Genomic DNA, 4,223 nt, shown 5'->3' on the forward strand with positions numbered 1-4,223 from the left:
CGCCTTGGCGATGGCATCAATGGCGTCGCTGAAATGCATGAGACCTTTCCGTATCAGTTGCCTGACACGGAAAGGTCTCATGATCAGCTTGTTGAAAATAGGCTTAACTGACTGGCATTACCACTTAGCGGTGTCTGACGCAAGCCTAATTGCTCAGCAGTATAGCGCCCTTCATCAATCAGGTAGTAGCGTAGATGTGGCTGGTAGACCTGCAAGAACGCGGGCGGTTCAGGGTACACCATATCGTAAATATCTTGCCGGGCCGTCCAATTCTCAGAACCATTATAGAGCACGATAGGTAGGATCGGCGGCAAGCCCTTATGCGGCGTCGTCATTCCATTTTTGAGCAGATGATCGTAGAAGCAGGCCACGTAGTGCATCAGTCGGATCGGCATGGTGCGGTCCACTGACGACTGGAACTCCAGCAGGATGTAGAGGAAAACCTGCTGGGTGACGCCCTGCCAAGTGACCTCCACTGACCAGACCACGTCTTCGAACTTCTCCTCGAACAGCGGCGTGATGTAGTTACCGCTGTGGTTCTTGAGCGTCGAGAAGTCCATCAGCTCGGCCATTTCGGCCGGAGCGAAGCCTTCAATCAGCTGTTGCACGAACTCCGGGTAGCTGAATAACTCTTTATAGCCAGTATCATGCTGTTTGTGGGTGGTATCGGCCATGCTGACTCCTATCTCAATGTCATCGATCATGGCCGCCGCGTCCTGCACTGGTCGCGTGCCACCTACCACCCCACCGTCGGAATGGGTTGCTCAGCAACTGTTCAATGCCTTCCTGGACTTGGAGACCCTGCCAGAAGCGATGGTAATGGACCGAGACAGTATTCTGCTACCCATTGCCCAGACCCTCCCCGGCATGAACATCAAGCCCATACGCATCGCCTACAAGTGCCCATGGCAAAACGCCGTGATTGAGCGTTTTCATCGCACGCTCAATAAAGAGCTGTTGCGTTACGTTCAGCCACTCAATGATCGCCACCTAAACCGTTTGCTCGGCAAGTTCCGCCAGTACTACAACACGGCCAGGCCGCACATGCCCAACGACGCAGAGCCACCGATCTTGCCCGACATGAACCATCACCCGGCTGCCAACGATCCTGACTTCTTCAAGGCGCCCAGGAAACTGGTACGCAAGAAGTGGCTGGGTGGCTTGCACTCCAGCTACCGCTGGGCCGCATAACGCTCAACGGATTGTCGAAAGACACCCCCCTTCTATCGGCTTTGGTAACCGAGGCTTCCCCGTGTCTGACATTCAGCAAAAGCAGGCAAGGTGCACTGTGAGTTGCTGGTTAACCTACCCTATTGGAGCAATGCACACCCGCCACAGAGAAAACTGGCCAGCTATTAGTGATCATAAGACCTAAAATTGGTCAAAAAGTGATCCACTTAATTTCTGGCCATTACAGCCGTTTTGTGCCGTAACGGTAGGGAAACACATCAGGTAGCGACATAAAACGCCGTACAAGGTAGTGCGCGGCGTTGGCGACGAGAGCATTACGCAGCGGAGTCTCCGTGGGGGCGAGCCGTCAAGTCCACGCCCAAGGCACGCATCACGGTGAGCATTGTTTTCAGGGTAGGGTTGCCTTGCTCACTGAAGGAGCGATAAAGCTGTTCACGGGAAAGCCCCGTCTCACGGGCCAGTTCCGTCATGCCCTTGGCGCGGGCCACTACCCCCATCGCCTTGGCAATGTAGGCGGTATCGCCGGTTTCCAGCGCATCGGCGAGAAATACCGCAATGGCTTCCTCGCTCTCCAGTGCTGCTGCCGGATCGTAATCGTAAATCTTGTCGCTCATGACGCCTCCCACTCTGCTGCCAGACGCTGTGCCGTGTCGATATCGCTTTGCTGGCTGTCTTTATCGCCGCCGCACAGGAGGATGATGATCTCGTCGCCACGCTGCTTGAAATAGATACGATACCCAGGGCCATGATGGATGCGTAGCTCACTGACACCCTGCCCCACTGGCTTCACGTCCCCCGGCAAGCCATTGGCCAACCGAAAGACAGGCGCTGCAATCAGCGCCTTGGCACGCTGATCACGGAGCTTACGCTCCCACTTTCGGTAGGTATCGGTCTGTTTGATATCGAGCATGTGCAAACATGCAGCTCTTAGACTACAGAGACGCAAGGCACAGAAAAATGCGAACGCCTGTGCAACGTGGCGTAAATGATGCCCTGCCCCCCCCATAAGAAGCCTCTCAAGCAGCAACCCCCACGCAACCTCATGTGTCCTCGCCACTTTTTTGGCTGAAGGCTCGCAATGATGGTGAAGTGGAACAAGACCTAAAACTGGTCAAAAAGTGATCGACTTAATTTCTGGCCATTACAGGCAGGTCAATCCATCATGTCTACCAGGAAGTTCAGCTGAACACTTCCGCCTCACCAAGAGCTGCCCCGGTTTTATCTTTTTCGGAAAGCGCGACGGGTACCGGAAGCTCGGGCCATTCGATTCCCAGCTCAGGGTCATCGAAGCGAATGCAATGTTCGGATTGCGGATGGTAGTAATCGGTCGTCTTGTAGAGAAAATCCGCCGTTTCCGAAAGCACGACAAAGGCATGGCCGAAACCTTCCGGCACCCACAACTGGCGGTTATTTTCGGTGGAAAGCTCCACCCCCACCCACTGGCCGAAATGCGGAGAGCTACGGCGCAAATCCACTGCCACATCCCAAACGCTGCCATGAGTGACACGCACCAGCTTGCCTTGAGGTTGCTCCAACTGATAGTGAATGCCTCGCAGCACGCCCTGGCGTGAACGGGAATGATTATCCTGGACGAACTCACGCTTGCAGCCGGTGGCCTGCTCGAAAGCTTGCTGATTGAAGCTTTCCATAAAAAAGCCCCGAGCGTCGCCGAATACCTTAGGCGTTAGTATCACCACCTCAGGCAAAGAAGTCTGTTCTACCTTCATCAGATTTTGCGCGGGAAACCCGGTTGCTTTAGCGCCGGGAGGGATAGCGCGTCGTGCGCAGCACGACTCGGGGTTCCCTGTCCGCGCCTCCTTTATGATTGGATTGTGGGTAGTGGGTGATAGCCGTAGCCATCACCGCGTTGCAGCAGGGTGCAGTAGCGCCAGAAAATCCCCTGGACCGCGCCCTGTTCGGTCTGAATATTGAAACTGCCGGTCTTGCGGATGGCCACGCGACCTGTATGTGTCCCGGCCTTCTTGCCGCTGGGCACCACCGCCCTGACCCTATCGCCGGTCTGAAAGCCCTGCACTTGCTTTTGGCGCATCAGGTAGCCCCGTGGGAAGCCGTACTTGTCGAGGCGCGTGCGCTGATAACTGCCGCGCCCCATGGCCTTGATGACTAGGGTGGGTACCCGCCAGCCTTTCAGGGTGTCGAACTTGCCGACACAGGCCGCATCCAGCGCATGGGTCTTGGGAATACCCAGGCGCTGACGGTTGTACTGGGCGCGACCGCCGCTGCCCACGGCGACGGGTAGACCAGTGGACTTCATTGCACCGAACAGTGCCCAGCGGGTGGCATTGACAGCGGTGGCATCCCGCAGCGGTAATTTGAGCTGGCGCTGGACGCACTCAAGGCGGACTTCCGCCGACAAGCCATTGGCTTTGAGGCGTTTCTTGAGTCCCTTGTTGGTGGCAAAGAAATCAGCAAGCCACTGGCTGTCCTTGGCCTGGTTGCAGTCGTGACAGGCGATGGTCAGGTTGGCCACCCGGCTAGAGCCGTCCCGAGATTTCGCTACCACATGCTCGATCTCCAGGGGCGTATCACCGGTACCGCAGTAGGCGCATTCCCGGCCCCATTTTTCGAGCAGGTATTCACGCACCTCATAGCCCAGGAGCGTGCCTTGCTGATACTCGACCCCGGAAATCTCTGGGTTTTCCATCTTCTGCATATCGAATCGCACCAGCTCCATGCTCAGGTGAGTCACGGGTGCCCAACGGCACAGCTTGTCCACCCAAGCCATGGTGGTATCGACCCGGTGTTGCAAGCTGGGCGGCAGCCAGCCCTTCTTGCGCGTCCGGTTGTCGAAGCGTGGCTTGCGATGGCGCAGATTCTTGCTGCGACGCCGACGCCGAAAACCGGCACGTTGCTCCAAGGCTTGGCGAATCTGGAAGCCCCGATGCACCAGCTGAAACAGGCAAAGCACATGGCGGGTTGCCGGTGCCTTTTCTTCCGTTGCGTTGTTTTCCAGCCGCATCAGCGCCAGCCCGGTTTCCTTGCTGCCCGGATCGGCAGCCAGCAGGGTTGGC

The 4,223-nt window shown here is 56.8% G+C and carries 6 protein-coding genes; 1 reads left to right on the forward strand and 5 read right to left on the reverse strand.

Translation table 11 applies throughout. The features are described 5' to 3' along the window. Positions 1 to 83 precede the first annotated feature (83 nt). Complete coding sequence (locus tag DU506_RS20615; RefSeq protein ID WP_235825865.1) at positions 84 to 674, reverse strand: Rpn family recombination-promoting nuclease/putative transposase; 591 nt, start codon at positions 672 to 674, stop codon at positions 84 to 86. Between DU506_RS20615 and DU506_RS20620 the strand changes: the two genes are divergently transcribed. After that, a complete protein-coding gene (locus DU506_RS20620) occupies positions 673 to 1,191 on the forward strand; it encodes an integrase core domain-containing protein (protein WP_220254490.1) in 519 nt (172 codons plus the stop codon). The two genes, DU506_RS20615 and DU506_RS20620, sit on opposite strands and share 2 nt — an antisense overlap. Positions 1,192 to 1,505: 314 nt before the next feature. On the opposite strand, the gene DU506_RS20625 is transcribed toward DU506_RS20620, so the two are convergent. The 4 genes from DU506_RS20625 to iscB all read right to left on the reverse strand — a co-directional run. Then, positions 1,506 to 1,805 (reverse strand): addiction module antidote protein, encoded by a 300-nt coding sequence (locus DU506_RS20625; RefSeq protein ID WP_114488719.1) that lies wholly within the window; start codon positions 1,803 to 1,805, stop codon positions 1,506 to 1,508. Beyond that, a complete protein-coding gene (locus DU506_RS20630; protein WP_114488720.1) occupies positions 1,802 to 2,101 on the reverse strand; it encodes a type II toxin-antitoxin system RelE/ParE family toxin in 300 nt (99 codons plus the stop codon). Before DU506_RS20630 ends, DU506_RS20625 begins: the two co-directional genes overlap by 4 nt. A 268-nt stretch (positions 2,102 to 2,369) precedes the next feature. Beyond that, a complete protein-coding gene (rfbC, locus tag DU506_RS20635) occupies positions 2,370 to 2,918 on the reverse strand; it encodes a dTDP-4-dehydrorhamnose 3,5-epimerase (protein ID WP_114488721.1) in 549 nt (182 codons plus the stop codon). Between the two features lie 92 nt (positions 2,919 to 3,010). Then, positions 3,011 to 4,223 (reverse strand): RNA-guided endonuclease IscB (gene iscB, locus DU506_RS20640; protein WP_114488722.1); only part of this gene is annotated, 1,213 nt, incomplete at its 5' end.

Source organism: Vreelandella rituensis (genome assembly GCF_003336665.1).
Lineage (GTDB): Bacteria > Pseudomonadota > Gammaproteobacteria > Pseudomonadales > Halomonadaceae > Vreelandella > Vreelandella rituensis.